The sequence below is a fragment of the Streptomyces sp. CA-106110 genome, from assembly GCF_050936285.1.
In the GTDB taxonomy this organism is placed as follows: Bacteria; Actinomycetota; Actinomycetes; order Streptomycetales; family Streptomycetaceae; genus Streptomyces.
This window is the reverse complement of the sequence record NZ_JBNJNB010000001.1, coordinates 5,120,932-5,140,929: the sequence shown is the minus strand read 5'-3', so window position 1 is coordinate 5,140,929 and position 19,998 is coordinate 5,120,932. Positions and strand designations below refer to the sequence as shown.

Annotated in this window: 16 protein-coding genes and 1 riboswitch; of the genes, 8 read left to right on the top strand and 8 right to left on the bottom strand. The window is 71.2% G+C overall.

Annotated elements, in window-relative coordinates:
* The first annotated feature begins 14 nt into the window (after positions 1-14).
* A complete protein-coding gene (gene guaA, locus ACQEXA_RS23540) occupies positions 15-1,595 on the top strand; it encodes a glutamine-hydrolyzing GMP synthase (RefSeq protein WP_433130937.1) in 1,581 nt (526 codons plus the stop codon).
* A 10-nt stretch (positions 1,596-1,605) separates the two neighbouring features.
* Here the strand turns inward: guaA and ACQEXA_RS23535 are convergent, their stop codons facing one another.
* The gene (locus tag ACQEXA_RS23535; RefSeq protein ID WP_433134600.1) at positions 1,606-2,082 is read right to left on the bottom strand and encodes a pyridoxamine 5'-phosphate oxidase family protein; all 477 of its coding nucleotides are present in this window, start codon (positions 2,080-2,082) and stop codon (positions 1,606-1,608) included.
* Between the two features lie 218 nt (positions 2,083-2,300).
* On the opposite strand from ACQEXA_RS23535, the gene ACQEXA_RS23530 reads away from it, so the two are divergent.
* The 3 genes from ACQEXA_RS23530 to ACQEXA_RS23520 all read left to right on the top strand — a co-directional run bounded on the left by ACQEXA_RS23530 (position 2,301) and on the right by ACQEXA_RS23520 (position 5,555).
* Positions 2,301-3,095 (top strand): class II aldolase/adducin family protein, encoded by a 795-nt coding sequence (locus tag ACQEXA_RS23530; protein WP_432931589.1) that lies wholly within the window; start codon positions 2,301-2,303, stop codon positions 3,093-3,095.
* Between the two features lie 234 nt (positions 3,096-3,329).
* Positions 3,330-4,616: a hypothetical protein gene (locus ACQEXA_RS23525; protein ID WP_432931591.1), complete on the top strand. Its 1,287-nt coding sequence runs from the start codon at positions 3,330-3,332 to the stop codon at positions 4,614-4,616.
* Between the two features lie 408 nt (positions 4,617-5,024).
* Positions 5,025-5,555 carry a DoxX family protein gene (locus ACQEXA_RS23520; RefSeq protein ID WP_432931593.1) on the top strand — a complete coding sequence of 177 codons (531 nt, stop codon included), beginning with the start codon at positions 5,025-5,027 and terminating at the stop codon, positions 5,553-5,555.
* Positions 5,556-5,624: 69 nt separating this feature from the next.
* Here ACQEXA_RS23520 and ACQEXA_RS23515 read toward each other — a convergent pair whose 3' ends face one another.
* Positions 5,625-5,867 (bottom strand): hypothetical protein, encoded by a 243-nt coding sequence (locus tag ACQEXA_RS23515; RefSeq protein WP_432931594.1) that lies wholly within the window; start codon positions 5,865-5,867, stop codon positions 5,625-5,627.
* Positions 5,854-7,077, bottom strand: a complete 1,224-nt coding sequence (locus tag ACQEXA_RS23510) for a PspC domain-containing protein (protein WP_433130935.1) — start codon at positions 7,075-7,077, stop codon at positions 5,854-5,856. The genes ACQEXA_RS23515 and ACQEXA_RS23510 overlap by 14 nt, the downstream gene beginning before the upstream one ends.
* A 707-nt stretch (positions 7,078-7,784) precedes the next feature.
* On the opposite strand from ACQEXA_RS23510, the gene ACQEXA_RS23505 reads away from it, so the two are divergent.
* Together ACQEXA_RS23505 and ACQEXA_RS23500 are read left to right on the top strand one after the other, a co-directional pair.
* Positions 7,785-9,113, top strand: a complete 1,329-nt coding sequence (locus ACQEXA_RS23505; protein WP_432931598.1) for a PspC domain-containing protein — start codon at positions 7,785-7,787, stop codon at positions 9,111-9,113.
* Positions 9,110-9,838, top strand: a complete 729-nt coding sequence (locus ACQEXA_RS23500) for a response regulator transcription factor (RefSeq protein ID WP_359398050.1) — start codon at positions 9,110-9,112, stop codon at positions 9,836-9,838. The genes ACQEXA_RS23505 and ACQEXA_RS23500 overlap by 4 nt, the downstream gene beginning before the upstream one ends.
* Before the next feature lie 49 nt (positions 9,839-9,887).
* Here the strand turns inward: ACQEXA_RS23500 and ACQEXA_RS23495 are convergent, their stop codons facing one another.
* A complete protein-coding gene (locus ACQEXA_RS23495; RefSeq protein ID WP_433130933.1) occupies positions 9,888-10,943 on the bottom strand; it encodes an NlpC/P60 family protein in 1,056 nt (351 codons plus the stop codon).
* Between the two features lie 432 nt (positions 10,944-11,375).
* Between ACQEXA_RS23495 and ACQEXA_RS23490 the strand changes: the two genes are divergently transcribed.
* Positions 11,376-11,729, top strand: coding sequence for a hypothetical protein (locus ACQEXA_RS23490; RefSeq protein ID WP_433130931.1), 354 nt, complete (start codon positions 11,376-11,378; stop codon positions 11,727-11,729).
* Here ACQEXA_RS23490 and ACQEXA_RS23485 read toward each other — a convergent pair.
* Together ACQEXA_RS23485 and ACQEXA_RS23480 are read right to left on the bottom strand one after the other, a co-directional pair.
* The gene (locus ACQEXA_RS23485; protein WP_432931606.1) at positions 11,707-12,681 is read right to left on the bottom strand and encodes a tellurite resistance/C4-dicarboxylate transporter family protein; all 975 of its coding nucleotides are present in this window, start codon (positions 12,679-12,681) and stop codon (positions 11,707-11,709) included. The two genes, ACQEXA_RS23490 and ACQEXA_RS23485, sit on opposite strands and share 23 nt — an antisense overlap.
* 108 nt (positions 12,682-12,789) lie before the next feature.
* Positions 12,790-13,962: an NlpC/P60 family protein gene (locus tag ACQEXA_RS23480; RefSeq protein WP_433130929.1), complete on the bottom strand. Its 1,173-nt coding sequence runs from the start codon at positions 13,960-13,962 to the stop codon at positions 12,790-12,792.
* 8 nt (positions 13,963-13,970) lie between these two features.
* A riboswitch (cyclic di-AMP (ydaO/yuaA leader) is annotated at positions 13,971-14,140 on the bottom strand.
* Positions 14,141-14,547: 407 nt separating this feature from the next.
* On the opposite strand from ACQEXA_RS23480, the gene pcrA reads away from it, so the two are divergent.
* On the top strand, positions 14,548-17,052 hold the full coding sequence (pcrA, locus tag ACQEXA_RS23475) for a DNA helicase PcrA (protein ID WP_433130927.1): 2,505 nt from the start codon (positions 14,548-14,550) through the stop codon (positions 17,050-17,052).
* 61 nt (positions 17,053-17,113) lie between these two features.
* Here pcrA and ACQEXA_RS23470 read toward each other — a convergent pair whose 3' ends face one another.
* Together ACQEXA_RS23470 and ACQEXA_RS23465 are read right to left on the bottom strand one after the other, a co-directional pair.
* Positions 17,114-18,724 (bottom strand): M23 family metallopeptidase, encoded by a 1,611-nt coding sequence (locus ACQEXA_RS23470; RefSeq protein WP_433130925.1) that lies wholly within the window; start codon positions 18,722-18,724, stop codon positions 17,114-17,116.
* Positions 18,725-19,028: 304 nt separating this feature from the next.
* A complete protein-coding gene (locus ACQEXA_RS23465) occupies positions 19,029-19,895 on the bottom strand; it encodes an esterase/lipase family protein (protein WP_432931612.1) in 867 nt (288 codons plus the stop codon).
* Between the last annotated feature and the right edge of the window lie 103 nt (positions 19,896-19,998).

Here is a 19,998-nt window from a genome sequence, read left to right as displayed (position 1 = left end):
CCGGAAGGCACCCTGTGTCATCAGCGACCTCCGCTGCCGCCGCCCCCGACACCGTCCTGGTCGTCGACTTCGGCGCGCAGTACGCCCAGCTCATCGCCCGTCGCGTCCGCGAGGCCCGGGTCTACAGCGAGATCGTGCCGAGCACCATGCCGGTCGAGGAGATGCTCGCCAAGAACCCGGCGGCGATCATCCTCTCCGGCGGCCCCTCGTCGGTCTACGAGGAGGGCGCCCCCACCGTCGACCGCTCCCTGTTCGAGGCCGGCGTCCCCGTCTTCGGCATGTGCTACGGCTTCCAGCTGATGGCCCAGGCCCTCGGCGGCAGGGTCGACAACACGGGTGCGCGCGAGTACGGCCGGACGGCCATGACGGTCTCGCGGCCGTCCTCCACCCTCTTCGAGGGCACCCCTGCCGACCAGTCCGTCTGGATGTCCCACGGCGACGCCTGCTCCGCGGCCCCCGAGGGCTTCACCGTCACCGCGTCCACGGACGTCGTGCCGGTCGCCGCCTTCGAGGACGACGAGCAGAAGCTCTACGGCGTCCAGTACCACCCCGAGGTCATGCACTCCACGCACGGCCAGCAGGTGCTGGAGCACTTCCTCTACCGCGGCGCGGGCCTGACCCCGACCTGGACCACGGGCAGTGTGATCGAGGAGCAGGTCGAGGCGATCCGCGAGCTGGTCGGCGACAAGCGGGCGATCTGCGGTCTGTCCGGCGGTGTGGACTCCGCCGTCGCCGCCGCTCTGGTGCAGAAGGCCATCGGCTCCCAGCTGACCTGCGTCTACGTCGACCACGGCCTGATGCGCAAGGGGGAGACGGAGCAGGTCGAGAAGGACTTCGTCGCGGCCACCGGCGTCCAGCTGAAGGTCGTCGACGCGGAGGAGAGGTTCCTCACCGCGCTCAAGGGCGTCTCCGACCCCGAGGAGAAGCGGAAGATCATCGGCCGTGAGTTCATCCGGGTCTTCGAGCAGGCCCAGGCCGAGATCATCGCGGACGAGGGTCCCGCGGTCGAGTTCCTCGTCCAGGGCACGTTGTACCCGGACGTGGTCGAGTCCGGCGGCGGTAGCGGCACGGCCAACATCAAGTCCCACCACAACGTGGGCGGCCTCCCCGAGGACCTCGAGTTCAAGCTGGTCGAGCCGCTGCGCAAGCTGTTCAAGGACGAGGTCCGGATGGTCGGCCAGGAGCTCGGGCTCCCGGAGGAGATCGTCCAGCGCCAGCCCTTCCCGGGCCCGGGCCTCGGCATCCGCATCGTCGGCGAGGTCACCAAGGAGCGGCTCGACCTGCTTCGCGACGCCGACGCCATCGCACGCGAGGAGCTGACCGCGGCCGGCCTCGACCGCGAGATCTGGCAGTGCCCGGTGGTCCTGCTCGCCGACGTCCGCAGCGTCGGTGTCCAGGGCGACGGCCGGACGTACGGCCACCCGATCGTGCTGCGCCCGGTCTCGTCCGAGGACGCCATGACCGCCGACTGGTCCCGGCTGCCGTACGACGTGCTGGCGAAGATCTCCACCCGGATCACGAACGAGGTCCGTGACGTCAACCGCGTCGTCCTCGACGTGACCTCGAAGCCGCCGGGGACCATCGAGTGGGAGTGAGCCCCGCGGCTCACCTCCGCCGGACGGTGCGCACCGGCTCTCCGGGCTTCCAGATCTCGACGACCAGATAGGTGTCGTCCTCGACGTAGGTCCGTACGACCTCCGTCAGCTCGGTGCGGAAAAGGTGGAACGGCTCCGGCGGTTCCACCTTCTGCACATACGCGGCCTTCGTCTCCGGGTCCTCGACCTCGTGCGCCCGCCCGCTGATCCGCACATCACCGCCGCCCATCCCCGTCCCCGCCCCGGGATTCGCCTGGAGCGCGAGGCGCGGGTCGCGGCGCAGGTCGAGCGCCTTCAGCGAGTCCGGCATCATGGCCAGCCACAGCTCGCCGTTCAGGAAGCGGACCTCCATGCCGGAGGTGCGCGGGGAACCGTCCTTGCGCAGGGTCGAGAGGACGTGGTGGGTGAAGGCGCCGAACCGCTCCTCGACGGTCCGGGCGAGATCCGGTGCGGCGGCGACGAATGCGAACCAGTTCACGGGGCCCATGGGGCTGACAGCGCTCATGCAAAGGAGTCTCTCGCCTATACCCGACAACTTCTGTCAGGTATTTCGGCGAGGGAGACGTGGCGTGCGACGGTGCCCGGAGCGACCGCGCCCCCACCACGCGTAACGGTTGCGCACCACCTTCACTGAACGACCCTGTTTTCCTGCGGGGACCGGCGGTAACTTTCCGCTCCGTACAGGAACCCAGTGCTGGAGGACGAATGCACGGGCCGACCCCGCCGCTTCCCCTGCCCACCGACCAGCTGCGGTTCGCCATGCCGCCGATGCACGAATCGGCGGCCGACGAACGGCAGCACCGCAAGGAGCGGCTGGCCGGGGCGCTGCGGATCTTCGGAAGGCTCGGATTCGAGGACGGGGTCTCCGGGCACATCACCGCTCGCGACCCGGAGTTCACCGACTGCTTCTGGGTCAATCCGTTCGGGATGCCCTTCCGGCACGTCACCGTGAGCGACCTCGTGCTGGCCAACCAGGACGGGCAGGTGATCGAGGGCAGCTACCACGTGAACCAGGCGGCCTTCACCGTGCACGCCCAGGTCCATGCCGCCCGCCCGGACGTCGTCGCCGTCGCCCACTGCCACTCGGTGCACGGGCGTGCCCTCGCGGCGCTCGGCGATCTGCTGGATCCCATCACCCAGGAGTCCTGCGCCTTCTACGAGGACCACGCCGTCTACGACGACTACACCGGCGTCACCGTGGACGCCGAGGAAGGCCGCCGGATCGCGACCGCGCTCGCCAGCCGCAAGGCGCTGGTCCTGCGCAACCACGGGCTGCTGACCGTCGGCGACTCGGTGGACGCGGCGGCCTGGTGGTTCCTGTCGATGGAACGCTCCTGCCAGGTGCAGCTCACCGCGAGGGCGGCGGGACGGCCGGTCCTGATCGACCACCGGCAGGCGGTGGCGACGCGCGAGCAGCTCGGCGGCGACCTGGTGGGCTGGATCAACTACCAGCCCCTGTGGCAGGACATCACCCGGAGCGAACCCGATCTGCTCAGCTGACAGCGGTTCCCCGGCCCGCTGAGGCGGGTTGCGGGCGCTCGCTGTGGTCCGCCGCGCGGGTGGGCGGAGGCGGCTTCCGGGCGACGGGCAACCGGGGGCTCGCTGTTTCACCCCTCCTGACCGGACCTGGCGGACGCGGGGTGTGTTCCGTACGGCACAATGCGCTGTCATCGTCTGCCAGTTGCGCGGGCGGGGGCGGTTCGGCGATCTGGCGCGGGGAAGGCGGCAGCGGGCGTGGCGGTGCAGGAGGCGAGGCAGGGCGCGGGTGGCAGCGGTCCGGGTGCGCACAAGGGTGGCTGCACCTGCGGGGACTGCCCGCACGGCGTACGCGAGGGGCACCGGCGTGCGGTCGCCGAATTCCTCGCGAAGCGTGAGGAGTTCGCCTCCGGGCGGGGGTTGCCAGCGGCGGTCGCGCACTCCGCGTCCGCGTCCCGCCAGTGGGTGTCCGACGAGCTGACCCAGTCCGCCGACCTTGTGGCCGAGTGCGGCCGGGCCGACGGCGAGGCATGGCTCGGCCGGCTGTGGCGGCGTACGGCGGCCTGGGTGTGGGGCGCGGTGGGCGTCCTGCTGCTGGCGCAGGCGCTGACGGCCATCGGCGCGGGGTGGACCCTGGCACGGACGGCGGGGCTGGTCGCGGCCGTGCTGGTGGGCGCCGCACTGACCGGCGCGGGGTATCTGCACCGGGCACGCGGCGGGGTGATCGCGCCCCTCGTCGGGGAGGACAACCGGCTGTCGACCTCGCGTGCGCTGGCGGCGAGCTGGGTGCTGTTCGTGGTGTACGCGGTGCTGGTGCTGGCCACCGAGCTGGCGGCGGCCTCGACGCACGACAAGCGTGACGCGCTGATCGCCGGGCTCGACCTCGCGCGCGGAGTGGGTGTGGTGTCCGTGGTCGCCGTGGTGTGCGGGATCGCCGTGGTGGTCCGGCGGGTGGTCGGACTGCGTGTGCTCGGCCAGCGTCTGCAGAAGGTACGCGCCGACCGGCCGCGGGCGGCGGACCTGCTGACCGACGACTCGGGGCGCGGCAGCTTCACGGACATCCAGTACGTCGTGATCAGCGCGGTCGCCCTGGTGTTCGCGGCGGTACGACTGGCCCGCCGCCCCGACCGGCTCCCGGATCTGCCCTGGGGCCTCGCCCTGCTGGTCCTGGTCTCGGCGGCCACCTACCTCGCCGGGAAGTACGCCGAGGGCGGCCGTCCGGTGATTCTCTCGGTGGTGCGAGCGCGGGAGGCGGGCGACCTGGACGCGCCGATCCGCACGGGCGACGACATCGAGATCCGCGGCGCCGGCTTCGTACCGCCCGGTGCCCAGAGAGCGGACCGGCTCGCCCGAATGGTGGTCCGCATAGGCGCGGTCCATGTCCACGTACCCCTCGTCCCGGTCGCGGGCGGCTTCAGCAACCCGACCGACTCGCTCCTGACGGTCCCGGTCCCGGCGGACGTGGAGCCCGGCAGGGTCGAGGTCCAGGTGGTGACGGCCGCGGGAGTCGAGACGAACCCGGTGGCCATCGACGTCACGGAGTGACGACCACCATGACGCGGTGACGTGTCCTGCTCCAAGGCGAGCCGCAGTCGTTGCCGGGGCCGGGTCGGCGCCGCGTCGGCAGGTCCGGCCGCAGCGGCCGGGCGTCGGTCGAGTGGCCTAGGCCTGCGGTCTGAATATCGGCTGAGCTGGGGGATATGTCGGCAGGGTCCCTTCCGCTGTCCCGGTGCGCCGCTGCCGGATAGCCGCGGGTCTGCCCCAGTGCGGCGAGGCCGGGCGTGTGGCCCGACAGGGCCGGGCCGCTCGGAGCCGGCAGGAACGACCGGGGCCGGATGTCACGAGCACGGAAAGCAGGAAAATTCAGCGCGCAGCAGTTGAGCGCGCGCCCCCGTTCCTACGTATGGTCTGTTGCGGAGTCAACGGCAGGGCGGGCGAGAGGCGGCGGACACGATGACTCACGGCATTCGCATGGACTCCCACACCTCCTATCTGGACGAGCGCCGCGACTGGCGGGACAGCGCCACGCGGTATGCGCTGCTACCTCTGCGCATCTTCCTCGGTGTCACCTTCATATACGCGGGCCTGGACAAACTCACCAGCAGTGCCTTCATGCACAGCTCGGGCGCCGGCTCGATCGGCGACCTGATGCACTCCGTACGGGACACCTCGGCGATCCCCGCCCTGGTCGACCTGGCGCTGAAGAGTCCCGTGGGCTTCGGTTACGCCATAGCCTTCGGTGAACTCGCCGTCGGCATCGGCACGCTCATCGGACTGCTGTCCCGCCTGGCGGCGTTCGGCGGTGCGCTCATCTCGCTGAGCCTGTGGCTGACCGTGAGCTGGGCCTCGAGCCCCTACTACTACGGCAACGACCTCGCCTATCTGATGGCCTGGATCCCCCTGGTGCTCGCCGGTGCCCCGGTGCTCTCCCTGGACGCGGCCATCCGTATCCGACGGCGGCAACGCGCGAACGCGTACCGGTAGGACGCGTGCTCCGGAGCCATCCGGGGCCAAACCCGACGGACCCACGCGTACTCCGGATCCACTCCGGAGTTACGGGGTCGTCGCTCCGTCCCGCTCGGCACGCGGTTTCCCGCGGACCGGGCGGGACCTGCGTAGCGCACGGGCCAGCAGGCCGCTCACGGCCGCGAGGCAGAGGCCCCCGCAGATCAGTGGGATGAGTGCGAACCACGGCGTCGTCCAAGCGCCGTTCGCGTCGCCGAGGTAGACGACGCCCGCGCCGGTCAGGGCCATGCCGGCCACCAGTCGGCCGGGCTGGAACTCATGACGCAGCACGGGTTACCTCCACCTGTCCCAAGCCGACCTCCAGGCGGAGGCGGAGTGTGGCCGCCTTCTTCGTCCCCGGCACGGGATCGAGGGTCACCTGCTTGTGCCGGCCTGGTTCCACGTCCACGTCCTTCTCCGATTCGCCCGGCAGCTGAATGTCGCCGATACCTGTGTCGATCTTCAGCGCCACCGCGACGTCCTTCGGGACCACCACCTTCAGCTGGCCCACCCCGACCTCGGCCCGGGTCGTCACGGTCTCGCCCTTGGCGAGCCGCAGCCGGGTGAGGTCCAGGGTGCCGACGCCGGTGCCGAGGTCGTACTTCTCCCGGACGGCTGCCGCCGAGGCCGGTGCCCATGTCGTGCGCGTCCAGTGCGTGCTGATGTCCTTCGGCAGGGCCACCGACGCGGCGAGCAGCCCCGCCGTCACTATCGCGATGAAAATCGAGCCCGCCCCGGTGCGCCCGAGGAAGGAGCTGATCGCGATTCCCACGCCGAACACGGCGAGCGCACTGGCCAGACCCGTCTGCAGGCTTGTACCCAGCGCCTGGCCGTCCCAGGTCAGACCGGTGCCGAGACCGCCCGCCAGCAGGGCGAGCAGGAACACCCAGCCGCCGATCCAGCGCGGCCCGGGCAGCCTCGGCCGGTCCGCGTCCCGTGTCTGCTGGGCGTACGACGAGCCCCGGGGGCTGTCGACGGCCGCGGCGATGTCACGGCCAGGGGTGTCGCTGGGACCCCACAGATAGCCGGTGCCGCCCACGTGGGTGCCGTCTTTGACGATGGGGTCGCGCCACCAGGACGGGTAGGAGGCGGCAATGGGCGGCGCCGTGGCCTCCGGTGGGGCGTCGGCCACCGCCTGCGCGGCGAGCGGGTCGGGGTCGGTGGCGCCGCGCTGCCGTGACCAGAAGCCCGCACCGGCGAGGAGCAGGGACAGGATGGTGGCGAAGGTCAGCACCCCACCGTTCCTCAGCATCGACAGGAAGACTCCGCAGCCTACGAGCGCGAACAGAACCGCGGCCAGGCCCTGGCCGTCGACGCGGCCGGTCAGCAGCTTGCGGATCTCGTTCTCCTCCTCGTCCTCGTACGGGACGAGGAGCCAGACGAAACCGTAGAAGATGAGTCCGAGGCCACCTGTCGCGGAGAGCACCGCGAGCACGATGCGGAAGATCACCGGGTCCATGTCGCACTGCCGGGCGAGCCCTGAGCAGACGCCTCCCAGCATCTTGTACTGCCGGTCACGCCGGAAACGCCCATGACCCCGGACCGGGCCTGGGCCGTCACCCTCCGGGCCGTCCTCAGGCCGGGGCCCGTCTCCGCCCCCGACAGGCCCGCCTCCGCCTTCTCCGGGGCCACCCGGACTTCCCGGACCGCGTCCGGCTCCCGATGCCGGCCCAGGGGCGCCGAGGCCTTCGGGCCCGCGTCCGCCTTCGGGTGCGCCTGGGTGCCCGGGTCCTAGGGGTCCTCCGGAGGGGCCCCCGCCGTCGGCGCGGTCACGGGCCGCCGTTCCGGTGGGTGCGTCCCCGCGCTCGCTCCGGCCCGGGCCCTGCGGTGCGCCGGTGCCGCCGCGGTCGTGCTCGTCGTGGACCGGAGCGCCCCCGAAGTTCTCCTCGTTCCGGTGCACGCCCGCATCCCCGTCCTCGGCCCGCCCCTCCCGCACGGCCGCATCCTGCCGCACGGTCGCGTCCCCGGATGCGCGCGCCTCGCCCCTCGGGGTGGAGCCCGGCCCGGCGCCGGGGCCGTGCCCCGGGCCGGGGCCCCGCCCCACTGCCGCGCGCTGCTGATCCGTCATGCGTCCATGGTCTCCGGCGCGGCGGCCCAGCGGCAGGCGGGACGACCCTGGCAGAACCCTGAAATCTGCCCCGACAGCCGGCGAGGGAAGTGTTCGATCGCCGAATTCGAAGATCAGGGGAGTCTAGGGGCCCGACCCTGATGTCCCGGTGGGCCGTACGTGTGACCATCAATGGCATGCCGGACGCCGCAGCAGGGCCCCTCGACGACCCGCGGCCGCCGCGCAAGCTCTACCGCAGCAGCGACGGACGCTGGCTCGGGGGCGTGGCGCGGGGGCTCGCCGGGCACCTCGGCCTGCCCGTGATCTGGGTCCGCCTCGTCTTCGTCGGGCTGATGACGGCGGACGGTCTGGGCGCGCTGCTGTACGCGGCGTTCTGGTTCTTCGTCCCGCTCGGCGTCGGCGGTGTCGACGACCGTCGTTCCCCGTCCCTGGTCGGCACCGAGACCTCGCCGGACGGCCGGCGCAGACTGGTCGCCCGCAGACCCGACCGGGGCCAGATCGTCGCCCTGCTGCTCATGGTCGTCGTGGCGCTGACCTTCGTGCGCAGTGTGAACGTCGGCGGCGCGGCCAAGGCGTACCTCATTCCCGCCGTCCTCGTCGCCGCGGGTGTCGCCCTGGTCTGGCGCCAGGCGGACAACGCGCGGCGGGCCCGCTGGATGGAGGTCGGCAGCCGTCGGCGCACCCTGACCCTGCTCCGCGCCGCCGCCGGTGTCCTGCTGGTCACCGCGGGCGTCTCCGGCATCTTCGTGCTGCAGGGCTCCGCCGCCCACCTCGGGTCGGTCCTGCAGGCGGCGCTCGCGGTCCTCGTCGGCGTCACGCTGCTCGCGGGCCCCTATCTCGTCCGGATGACCCAGGACCTGTCGGAGGAGCGCCTAATGCGCATCCGCGCCCAGGAGCGCGCGGAAGTCGCCGCCCACGTCCACGACTCGGTCCTGCACACCCTGACCCTGATCCAGCGCAACGCGGAGAACGCGAGCGAGGTGCGCCGCCTCGCCCGCGCCCAGGAGCGGGACCTGCGCGCCTGGCTCTACAAACCCGAGGGCACCGGCAAGGACGAGGACGAGGAGCCCGACACCCTCGCGGAGGCGGTCCGGCGCAACGCGGCGGAGGTGGAGGACAAGCACGGCGTGCCCATCGAGGTCGTCGTCGTCGGCGACTGCCCCCTCGACGAACGGATCGGCGCACAGATGCAGGCCGCGCGCGAGGCGATGGTGAACGCCGCCAAGTACGGTGGCGAGGGCGGTGCCGTCCAGGTCTACGCCGAGGTCGAGGGAAGGACGGTCTTCGTCTCCGTCCGCGACCGCGGGCCGGGCTTCGACCTCGACGCGATTCCCGCAGACCGCATGGGTGTCAGAGAATCGATCATCGGCCGTATGGAGCGCAACGGCGGAACGGCACGGCTGCGCGCCGTTCCCGGCGGCGGCACGGAAGTCGAGCTGGAGATGGAGAGGGTGGAGAAGACGTCATGAGCGACGCGAACGAGTCGGCCGGCCCGGCGGAGCCGGAGCGCGCGAGCGGGGGCGGCACGGAAGAGCGGCGCGTGCGGGTCGTGCTCGTCGACGACCACCGGATGTTCCGTACGGGAGTCCGGGCCGAGATCGGGCAGACCGAGCGGACCGGGGTCGAGGTCGTCGGCGAGGCCGCGGACGTCGACCAGGCGGTGAGCGTCATCACCGCCAGCCGCCCCGAGGTGGTCCTCCTCGACGTCCATCTGCCGGGCGGCGGCGGGGTCGAGGTGCTGCGGCGGTGCGCGCCCCTGATGGCCGACGCGGAGCAGCCGGTCCGCTTCCTCGCCCTGTCCGTCTCGGACGCGGCGGAGGACGTGATCGGGGTCATCCGCGGCGGTGCGCGCGGCTATGTCACCAAGACGATCACCGGCTCGGATCTGGTCGACTCCGTCTTCCGCGTGCAGGACGGCGACGCGGTGTTCTCCCCGCGTCTGGCCGGCTTCGTCCTCGACGCCTTCGCCTCGACCGACGCCCCGCCGGTCGACGAGGACCTCGACCGCCTCACCCAGCGCGAGCGCGAGGTGCTGCGCCTGATCGCCCGCGGTTACGCCTACAAGGAGATCGCCAAGCAGCTGTTCATCTCGGTGAAGACGGTCGAGTCCCATGTCTCCGCGGTCCTGCGTAAGCTCCAGCTGTCGAACCGGCACGAGCTGACACGCTGGGCGACGGCACGACGGCTGGTGTGACGGCCCGCGCGCCGCAGCCGGCCCGGTGTGCGGCTGACGGGCGGGCGGCTCACACCACCCGGGTGGCCCCGGCGAACGGCATCAGGTCGATCGGTGCGAGCCGGACCGGCGCCGACGGGTTGGGCGCGTGGATCATCTGGCCGTTGCCCACGTAGATGCCCACGTGGCTGACCCCCGAGTAGAAGAACACCAGGTCGCCAGGGAGGAGTTCGGCGCGCGAGACACGGCGTCCGGCGCCGATCTGGGCGTACGTCGTCCGCGGCAGCGAGATTCCCGCCGAGCGGTACGCGGCCTGCACCAGGCCGGAGCAGTCGAAGGCGTCAGGACCTGTCGCACCCCAGACATAGGGGCTGCCGAGCTTGCTGTACGCGTACGCCAACGCGGCCGCCGCCCGTGGGCCGGGGGCCATCGCGGTCGACACCGCGAGCGACACCGGCCCCAGGTCACGCGCCGCGTCCCGCGACGCCCGCCCGTCCACGCCGAGCCCGGCCCGCTCGCTCCACGTCAGCCCGGCCAGCAGTTGCCGCGCCTCGCCCAGCTTCTCGGTGATGGTCCGCTTCTGCCGGCTCAGCTCGGCCTGCCGCGACTTCAGGGAGGCCAGCTCCACCCGGGCCGCCCCGCGCAGCTGCTCGATCTCCCGCAGTTGCGTCCGCACCCGCCTTACGGCTGCCGCCTGCCGGCCGTCGAGCCGCTCGGCGAACGCCGCGTCATCGAGGTATCGCCCCGGATCCGAGGAGAGCAGGAGCTGTACCGAGGGGTCGATGCCTCCGTTGCGGTACTGCGCCGCCGCGGCCGAGCCCAGCGCCTCACGTGCCGAGTTGAGCCGGTCCGTCCGGCGGGCCGCCTCGTCCCGCAGCGCGTTGAGACGCTGCTGGGTCTCGGCCGCCTCCTCCTTCGCCCCGTCGTACTTCTCGGTGGCGACCTCCGCCTCCCGGTAGAGCTTGTCGACCTTGGCCTTGACCTGGGCCGGGGAGAGCGGGGGCTCGGCGTGCCCCGTTCCGTCGAAGGCGGTCGCGGTCGCCGCTCCCGCGAGGGCGATCGTGGCGGCGGTGCGGGCGGTGTTGCCGCCGAGCAAACGCTGTCTGGGCTTGCGGTGCGTTGCCACCTGACGTCCCGTCCTTTCGTACGACCGCCGGGGCCGGGGCCCCGGCGGTTCGTGCGTCCGGCGGCGGCCCGCACAGGGGGAACGGGCCGCCGCCGGACTTCTCGGCGGTGGTGTCCGACGGCCGCCCCTGGCCCGGGCGGCGGTGGGGAGCCGGTCACCTGGTGGAGGACGTTAAACCTCACCGTGACCGTCTTGTGACGCAAAGTACGGAAGTGACCCGACTGGACTGACGGTGACCGTATGTGAGCGTTATCCCGACATAACTGGGCCGACATCACGCTCTGCGATGACCGATGCGGTGGTTCCGGGAGCGGGATAGCCGACGGAGTGCTAAGGGGCGCATATATGCGTGATCCAGTGGCCGTGTGAGCGGCCTGACATCCGCGGGGCCGGTGTCAGGGGCCCTGCGCACCCCTGATTAGGCTCCGCCCCATGGACGTACTCATCCATCTCTTCGTCGGCCTGCACATTGTCGGCATCGCCGCGCTCCTCGGCGGCTTCCTCACCCAGATGAAGGCGATGGGCCGGGGCACCGCCCGCTTCGTGCCCGGCATGCTGCACGGCGCGCTGACCATGCTGGTCACCGGCGTCGTCCTGGTCGGCCTCAACCAGGCGGACCATCACTCGGTCAACACGTTCAAGATCGGTGTCAAACTGGCCCTGCTGATCGTGATTCTCGGCCTGGTCTACGTGAAGCGGGACGAGGAGAAGATCGAGAAGGGTCCCTTCGCCCTCGTCGGTGCGCTGACCACCGCGAACATCTTCATCGCGGTGCTCTGGACCTGAGGCCTCCCAGGATCGACGAGACCGCCCCGGCGAGGACCACGCACCAGACGGCCACCGCGATCCACAGCAGGACCTCGCCGAGGCCGCGCAGCCAGGACACCCCGCGGGTGGCGGCGACCGACAGGCTCGCCACCGCCGTCATCCCCAACGGGAAGACCGTCGACCAGCGCCGCGTGTCATAGCGCAGCCGCGGCCGGAGCAGCTCGGCCGCCGCCAGCACGCAGTAGAAGACGAGGGCGAGGACGAGGAGGGCGAGGGTGACTCCCCGCAGGACGTTTTTGTCGTCGTTGCTCCAGAGATAGCGCCCGCTGTGCCCGGCTGCCACGAGCCGGGACCCGGCCAGCGCGGAGATGGCGAGCGCGCCGCCCGCGATCCAGTGGTCTCCGGCACCGGTCGCCGTCTGCCGCAGGTCGAAGCACCGCAGCCCGATCAGGTAGAACACCAGCCCGAGCCAGAAGAGCACCAGCGCCGTGTGCACGAGCCATGCCGTCCCCACCGTCGCCCCGAGCAGTGCCGCGAGCACGGCGACCCCCTGCGTGGCCACGCACCCGAGGAACACGGCCCCGGGCATAGGCCGCTCCCAGCGCAGTGCGACCGGGAGGAGCAGGCCCACCCACAGCGCGAAGGCCAGCGCGAGAAGCGCCTCGGCGAGCGGCCGCCCGCCCTGCATGGACACCCCCGTGCCCAGCGTGGCGGTCGCCGCCACAGGGGCGAGCGCGGCCGCCGTGAGAGCCTGCTGAGCCCACCGGTCGCGCTCCCACAGCACCCGTACGCCGACGTCGACGACGAGCCCCAGCCAGGCGGCGGCCGTCAGGGCGAGGGCGATACGGGAGAGGACCCCGTACCCGGTCAGATGCAGCCCGACCGACAGGATGCCGGTCGCCATCACGGCGGCCCCGGTGGCGGGCGGACGCTGTGTCCACCAGGTGCGGAGCTCGGAGGTGCCTGACATGCGCCTGATGCTAGGGACGCACACGCGCAATGGGTACGGGGCACGCGCGCGGCAGGGCCGAAAACAACCCCACGCGCGCGTGCCCCGTACCGGAAAGGGAAACCGGCCTCAGCCGGGCCGCACCACGCTGTGGATGATCGAAGCGCCGCCGTAGTAGACCGACTCCTCGCGGACGTACGCGCCGGGCTTCGGGGCGTGGATCATCATGCCGTTGCCGATGTAGATGCCGACGTGGCTGATGTCGTCGTAGAAGAAGATCAGGTCACCGGGCTGGGCGTCGGTGAGCGAGACCGTCGTGCCGGCGTTCACCTGGTCGTACGTGGTGCGCGGGAGCGACACCCCGGCGGCCTTCCAAGCGGCCTGGGTCAGCCCCGAGCAGTCGTACGAGTCCGGTCCGGTGGCGCCCCACACGTAGGGCTTGCCGATCTGGGCCCGGGCGAACGCCAGGACCTGGTCCGCCTTCGTCGCGTTCGAGGAGCCCGTGGCGGACGTGTCCGTCGAACCGGTCGTAGTGCTCGGCGTGCTCGACTGCGCCTTCTGCTGGGCCGCCTGGCGCTGCGCGGCCTCTCGCCGCGCCGCCTGCTGCCGTGCCAGCTCCTCCGCCTGGCGCTGAGCCTCTTCCTGCTTCTTCTGCTCGATCGCGGCGAGCCGCGCCTTCTCCTCGGCGGTCAGATCCGACAGCAGGTTCCGTGCGGCGGCGAGCTTCGTCTGGATGGTCGTCTTGCTCGACCTGAGGGTCTGCTGCGACTCCGTGAGCGTCTGCAGGCTCTGGGTGGCCTCGCGCCGCTTGTCCATCGTCGCGGCCTGGTCGGTGGTGTACTCGTCGACCGCCTGCTTCTGGCGACTGGTGAGCCGGCCCATCAACTGGGTCTGGTCGAAGTAGTCCTGGGGCGAGTCGGCGAGCAGGAGCGTGGCCGTGTCGGGGGCCGCGGCCCCGGTGCGGTACTGCGCGGCGGCGAACGAACCCAGCTTGTCCCGCGCCTCGTTGAGACTCTGTGTGCGTCTGGCGACGTCGTCCAGGAGCGTGTCGACGCGCTTGCGTTGGCCGGCCGTCTTCTCCTTTGCGGCGTTGTACTTCTCGGTCGCCGACTCGGCCTGGCGGTAGAGGTCGTCGACCTTTTTCTCGACCTCTTCGATGCTCGGCTTGCCGTCGGTGGAGGGCGCGGCGTTGGCCGTCTGGGAGAGCAGGGCCACGGAGGTGAGGGCCGCCGTCGCGAGGGCGGGGGTCCGTATGCCTGCGATGCGCGTGCCTGAGGGGCGGGCCTTGCGGTGCGGCGCCATGGGAGGCGACTCCTTCCGTACTCCGCCTACCGAGTTAGCTGTCGGGTTCGGGCGGGTGGTTCGGAAGGCGTGCCCTACGGCCTTGCCCCGAAAGGCGGTCGGCCGATTCACCCCAGGATCGGGTGGGTCCCCGGCTCCGGCTGCCACGAGGGCGCACCGGACTCGGCGGAAGCCGCGCGACCCGGCGACCTTCGCCGGTGGGGGTCGTACGGCCCGCCGGGAACGGTAGCCAACTGATGTGGTCCGTGTGAAGGTTGATGTTCGATATGCCCGATACATTTTCGTGACCTGGCTCATGAATCCGCCGGCCCGTGGTCAATATGGGCAGGTCTGTGATGAGTTGACTCGTTTCTGACGCGGCTGCCGGAGGGGTGTCGTCTGCCTGTCCGCACGGGCTCGAGCGGGGTCCTGGGCAGGCATGTCCGCCCCATACGATCCGTTTCCGCTGGTGACCGATCGATCCCGGAAGGTGACGCAGTCCTTGTGGTCGATTTCGGAAGATCATCCGTCGGGGAGCCCAGGCGGGCCGGTGTGTTTCCCGGGCGGCGGTCGGTTGTCGGTCGGGCGGCCTAGACTCGGAGAGCGATGAGCAGCCTCTTTGACGACAGCTTCCTGGCGGACCTCAAGGCCACCCCGGCCGCTGAGGAGCAGCCCCCGCCACCCGAGGACGATCACGCTCCGGAACCGGTTCCGGACGATCTGTTCGGCGGGCGTTTCGACGTACCCCCGGACCGTGAGGCGTACTACAGGGACGGCGCGCCCCGCCCGGTCATCGACCCCCAGGCACTGCTCCAGGGGCTCAACGAGAACCAGCGCGCGGCCGTTGTGCACGCCGGCTCCCCCCTGCTCATCGTGGCCGGCGCCGGCTCGGGCAAGACCCGTGTGCTGACGCACCGCATCGCCCATCTGCTGGCCGAGCGCGGCGTCCACCCCGGGCAGATCCTCGCGATCACCTTCACCAACAAGGCCGCGGGCGAGATGAAGGAGCGCGTCGAGCACCTCGTCGGCCCGCGCGCGAACGCGATGTGGGTGATGACCTTCCACAGCGCGTGCGTCCGCATCCTGCGCCGGGAGAGCAAGAAACTCGGCTTCACATCCTCGTTCTCGATCTACGACGCGGCCGACAGCAAGCGGCTGATGGCGCTCGTCTGCCGCGACCTGGACCTCGACCCCAAGCGGTACCCGCCGAAGTCCTTCAGCGCCAAGATCTCCAACCTGAAGAACGAGCTGGTCGACGAAGAGGACTTCGCCGCGCAGGCCGCCGACGGATTCGAGAAGACCCTCGCCCAGGCGTACGCGCTCTACCAGTCCAGGCTTCGCGAGGCGAACGCACTCGACTTCGACGACCTGATCATGACGACGGTGAACCTGCTGCGCGCCTTCCCGGACGTCGCCGAGCACTACCGCCGCCGCTTCCGCCACGTCCTCGTGGACGAGTACCAGGACACCAACCACGCCCAGTACGCCCTCGTCCGGGAGCTCGTCGGCACCCGTGAGCACCCCGTGGACGTACCACCCGGCGAGGACGAGTTGCAGCCGGCCGAACTGTGCGTCGTCGGTGACGCCGACCAGTCGATCTACGCCTTCCGCGGTGCGACCATCCGCAACATCCTCCAGTTCGAGGAGGACTACCCGGACGCCACCACGATCCTGCTGGAGCAGAACTACCGCTCCACGCAGACGATCCTGAGCGCCGCCAACGCGGTCATCGAGCGCAACGAGTCCCGCCGCCCGAAGAACCTGTGGACCAACGCGGGCGCGGGCGCGCGGATCACCGGCTACGTCGCCGACACCGAGCACGACGAGGCCCAGTTCGTCGCCGAGGAGATAGACCGCCTCACCGACACGGGCGAGGCGAAGGCGGGCGACGTCGCCGTCTTCTACCGCACGAACGCCCAGTCCCGTGTCTTCGAAGAGATCTTCATCCGCGTCGGCCTGCCCTACAAGGTCGTCGGCGGCGTCCGCTTCTACGAGCGCAAGGAGGTCCGGGACGTCCTGGCGTACCTGCGGGTGCTGGCGAACCCGGAGGACTCCGTGCCGCTGCGGCGGATCCTGAACGTGCCGAAGCGGGGGATCGGCGACCGTGCCGAGGCGATGATCGACGCCCTGGCCCAGCGGGAGAAGATCAGCTTCCCGCAGGCGCTGCGCCGCGTGGACGAGGCGTACGGCATGGCGGCCCGCTCGACCAACGCGGTCAAGCGGTTCAACGCGCTGATGGAGGACCTGCGGACGATCGTGGAGTCCGGCGCGGGACCGGCCACCGTCCTGGAAGCCGTCCTCGAACGCACCGGCTATCTGGCGGAGTTGCAGGCCTCGACGGACCCCCAGGACGAGACCCGCATCGAGAACCTCCAGGAACTCGCCGCCGTGGCCCTGGAGTTCGAGCAGGAGCGCGGCGAGGGCGCCACCGGGGCCGCCGCACCCGGCGGCACGCTGGCCGACTTCCTGGAGCAGGTCGCCCTGGTCGCCGACTCCGACCAGATCCCCGACGAGGAAGAGGGCGGCGGTGTCATCACGCTGATGACCCTGCACACCGCGAAGGGCCTCGAGTTCCCGGTGGTCTTCCTGACCGGCATGGAGGACGGCGTCTTCCCGCACATGCGCGCGCTCGGCCAGACCAAGGAGCTGGAGGAGGAGCGGCGCCTGGCGTACGTCGGCATCACCCGTGCCCGGGAGCGGCTGTACCTCACGCGGTCGGCGATGCGCAGCGCCTGGGGCCAGCCCTCGTACAACCCGCCCTCGCGCTTCCTGGAGGAGATCCCGGACCAGCACGTGGACTGGAAGCGGAAGGGTGCCATCTCCGCCTCCGTGCCGACGGGTCCGCTCTCGGGTGTGGCGGCCTCGCTGTCGTCCTCCCGGTCGCGGTCCTCGGCCGCGGGCGCGTCCGGGTTCGCCACCAGGCGGGGCGGTGCGACGGAGAGGCCGGTCGTCTCCCTGGCGGTGGGCGACCGTGTCACCCACGACCAGTTCGGCCTGGGCACGGTCGTCGGGGTGAAGGGCACGGGCGCCAACGCGGAGGCGACGATCGACTTCGGGGAGACCAAGCCGAAGCGGCTGCTGCTGCGGTACGCGCCGGTGGAGAAGCTCTAGTCCGCGGGTCCGAAGAGGGAGCCCTCGCCGAACGGCGGGGGCCCGGCGGCGGGGGAGCGGGTCAGGTCGGGTCCAGCCCGTGGCTGCGCAGCCACGGCAGCGGGTCTACCGCGGCGCCCCCGCCCGGCCGCACCTCGAAGTGCAGGTGTGGTCCGGTGGAGTTGCCCGAGTTGCCGGAGTATGCGATCGGGTCGCCGGCCTTCACGGTCGTCCCGCTCGCGACCCGGTAGCTGGAGAGGTGGCAGTACCACGTCTCCGTACCGTCCTTCGCGGTCACGATCATCATGTTGCCGTACGCGCTGTTCCACTGCGTGCGGACCGTGCCGTCGGTCGCGGCCATCACCGTCGTGCCGTACGAGACCGGGAAGTCGATACCGGTGTGCACGGACATCCAGTTGATACCCGCCTGCCCGAAGTAGGCGCTGAGCCCCTTCTGCAGGACCGGCAGGACGAACTTCGGACGCAGCCGCTCCTTGAGCGCCGCCTCCGCCGCCGCCTTCTTCAGCTCGGCCGCCTGCTGGGCCTTGAGGTCGATGCGCTCCTGCGTGCGGCTCGCCCGGTCGGCGAAGTCGTTCGCGCCCGCGGAGAGGCTCTGGAGCTGTGAGTCCAGTTTGATGTTGGCGGCGGACGGTTTCACCGGAGTGGCGGCGGAGGCGCTCGTCGTGCCGGTGTCCTCTCCGCCGGTGCCGACGGACGCCGCAGCGATCCCGGCGACTCCCATCACGCACACCGACGGTACGGCGACCGTCAGCAGTGCGGAACGCCTCGCGGGGGGACGGCGCCGGGACCGGTTCGCGCCGCGGGAGGCGGCACGCGGTCCCGGGACCGGCGCGAACTCCTCCTGCTCTTCGAGCAATGGAGCGTCGTCGGGTGCGCCGTCCGCCGGTCCCTCGTCGTCGGCGGTTGTGTCCTCGTACGGGAAGTCGTCGAAGGACTCGGCCGCTTCGAAGGTCGCGGTGGCCTGCTGGTCGAACGGCTCGGCGTGGTCGAACGCGTCCGTCTGGTCGAACTGCTCGGCATGGTCGAACGCGTCGGCCTGGTCGAAGGACTCCGGGACCGCGTGCTCGAAGGTGGCCGTCGCGGCCGCCGCCTCGGTCTGCTGGTAGTGCGCCTCGTGCTCGGTGGTGGCGCCCGAGTTCCACTGCGTGGCGTCGTAGGCACCCGTGTCGTAGGACTGCGTGCCCCACTCCCACTGCTGGGTCGGGTCCGCCTGCCGGCCGCCCTCGAGCCAGGCTTGGGCGTCCCACTGGCCGGTGCCGTCGGCGGGCGCGGCCTGCGCGGGGATTCCGGCGAGGTGCTGGTAGCCGGCCGCCCAGGCCGATGTGTCATGGGCGCCGGTGTCGTACGCGGCGTAGTGCTGGGCGGCGTACCCGTCGTAGTGCGCCGTCTGGTGCGTGCCGGTGTCGGGGCGCGTGTGGGCGTCGGCGGACCACTGAGTGGCGTCGTAGGAGCCGGTCGAGCCGCCGCCCGGGAGGTCGCCGAAGAGGGGGTCGGTCGCGAAGCTCGCGGTCGCGTGACCACCGGCGCCGTAGGCGGCCGCGGTGGTGTCGGCGTACGTGGTGAAGTCACCGTACTGGCCGCCCTGCCCGCCGTACGACGCATAGTGCGCCGAGGAGGCATCGGAGGCCGGAGCCGGGGGAGTCGCGGTCCCCGACGGGTGACGGTCGTTCACCAACTTCTCTTTCGCCTCGACAGCAGGGCTGGCAGAGCAGTGCGGTGACTGTACCCGGCGGTATGCGGGCGCGACAATGTTCTGCAGGTTTCCCTCCGGCAGGAAACGGGCATTCGGCCGTGTTTCGGCGGCTAAAGGCAAGGCTTTGGCTCTTCGTTCGATGAATGTTCGAGGTTGTGAGGGTGTCCGGGGGTTGTCCGACAGCTGTATCGCGGCTGTGCCAGGCGTGGTTGAGGGCTGTGTTCCGGCCGGGGGAGGACCGGATCGTGCCGGCCGCCGTGGACAGTGGCCGCGCCCGGGGGGGCTACGCCACCGTGAGGCCGCCGGTGGGGGCGGCGGCCGTTCCCGGCTGCTCGAGGTCCAGTGCCTGCCGTATCCCGGCCGCGACCGTGGGGTGCACGGGCAGGGCGAGATGGCCGATGCCACTGACCCGTATGTTCTGCGCGAGCAGGTCCGGGTGGTCGACGCAGGCCGTCTCCAGCGGATCCATGAGGGGATCGAGGTCGCTCCAGAAGCTCACGAAGTGCGTGCGGCAGCCGGGGGCCGGTTCACGCAACTCCTGGATCAGCTCGGAACCGGGGCGCATCTGGCGGACGATCGGGTGTGCGTTGGCGAGCGGCGCCACCCGGGTGCCCGAGTGCGGCGTACCCAGCGTGACGAGCGTGCGGACGTGGAGGTCGCCACCGAGGCGCTGCACGTAGTATCGCGCGATCAGTCCGCCCAGGCTGTGCCCGACGACGTCCACCTGATCCTGTCCGGTGCGCTCGCAGATCTCCTCGATGTGACGGCCGAGAAGCTGGGCGGCGGTCCGGATGTCGCAGGTCAACGGAGAGTAGTTCAGCGACTCGATGTGCTGCCGTCCGTGCTGGGTGAGGTTGCGGCGCAGCAGGACGAAGACCGAGCGGTTGTCGATGAACCCATGGAGGAGGATCACCGGGGGTTTGGCCTTGGTCGGCAGCGTGGCGGTGTCCGGGGGGAGTGCCAGCGGCTCCGCGTGGCGCTCCTGGATGATTCCCGAGGGGTACAGGAGCAGATGCCCGGCGAGTATCGCGAGCTCCAGGGCGGTCGCCTTCAGGAGGGCTATGGAAAGTCCGGCCAGTCTGATCGGGAACAGGCGCTGGCACAGCGGAAGCAACGGCTGCAAGGGCTGCACTGCCCTGGTAACCATCATGGCCGACCTCCCGTCGGCACACCGAGGACGCCTCTGTCCCCCGTGAGCCCTTGTGGAAAGCCGAGTGGCGGTGGCCTGCGGGGCCGGTGCCGCGGGTTCGCCG